This is a genomic window from Sulfitobacter sp. 15WGC, from assembly GCF_005068605.1.
GTDB classification, from domain to species: domain Bacteria; phylum Pseudomonadota; class Alphaproteobacteria; order Rhodobacterales; family Rhodobacteraceae; genus Sulfitobacter; species Sulfitobacter faviae.
In genome coordinates this window covers 1-507 of sequence record NZ_SZNL01000075.1, presented here as the reverse complement: position 1 = coordinate 507, position 507 = coordinate 1, and the positions used below count along the sequence as shown (strand labels likewise).

Here is a 507-nt window from a genome sequence, read left to right as displayed (position 1 = left end):
AGTTAGGGCGCATCTCAGTTTCTTTTGTCTCAACGCTGTTTGAAAATTTGATATCTGAAGAGATATGTGGGCGGTTTGGTTCATTCGATGGATCAACGTCTGTATATCGCGCTCTTAGGGTTTCGGCCCGATGATAGAGTGTCAGCTTCACTGTTTGGACGGCTTTCGCTACTTTGTAGCTGAAGCACAACAAACAGAGAATGGTCTGCATCTTTCAGTAATGGATGCAGGTCGATGTGCAGAGGTTCGACGTCAAGGATACGCAGTAATGCGTTTCAACTTGAGAGTTTGATCCTGGCTCAGAACGAACGCTGGCGGCAGGCCTAACACATGCAAGTCGAGCGAGACCTTCGGGTCTAGCGGCGGACGGGTTAGTAACGCGTGGGAACGTGCCCTTCTCTGCGGAATAGCCACTGGAAACGGTGAGTAATACCGCATACGCCCTTCGGGGGAAAGATTTATCGGAGAAGGATCGGCCCGCGTTAGATTAGATAGTTGGTGGGGTAA

At 50.1% G+C, this 507-nt stretch carries 1 protein-coding gene and 1 rRNA gene; one reads left to right on the top strand and one right to left on the bottom strand.

Annotated features, from left to right (window positions below):
• Positions 1-211: hypothetical protein (locus FCK22_RS19150; RefSeq protein ID WP_136720760.1), on the bottom strand; the 211-nt coding region annotated here is incomplete at its 3' end.
• A 65-nt stretch (positions 212-276) separates the two neighbouring features.
• Here FCK22_RS19150 and FCK22_RS18035 point away from each other — a divergent pair.
• Positions 277-507, top strand: a 16S ribosomal RNA gene (locus tag FCK22_RS18035); the annotation flags it as partial.